A 206-nucleotide genomic window follows, 5' to 3' on the forward strand; every position below is an offset into this window, starting at 1 on the left:
GGGCTGACGACGCCTCTAGAGCCGCGCCGGATCGGCCTCATGCGACGCCCTTTAGATCCTTTTTTTATGCATGTCGGTGTCCCAAAACCGCTGCGCACTTTTTGGGCGACATGCATTAGGCTTCACATGACATCGTCCGGATGCCGGCCAGGCTTGTGCCTGTAGGTGGGGAAGGTCCAGCCGAACCACAGGGCTCCACCGCGCAA

At 60.2% G+C, this 206-nt stretch carries 1 pseudogene; it reads right to left on the minus strand.

The features are described from left to right. Nucleotides 1-122: 122 nt before the first annotated feature. A pseudogene (locus AF337_RS42395) lies at nucleotides 123-206 on the minus strand (trimeric intracellular cation channel family protein); the annotation flags it as partial.

The organism is Rhizobium ecuadorense, assembly GCF_001187535.1.
GTDB lineage: Bacteria > Pseudomonadota > Alphaproteobacteria > Rhizobiales > Rhizobiaceae > Rhizobium > Rhizobium ecuadorense.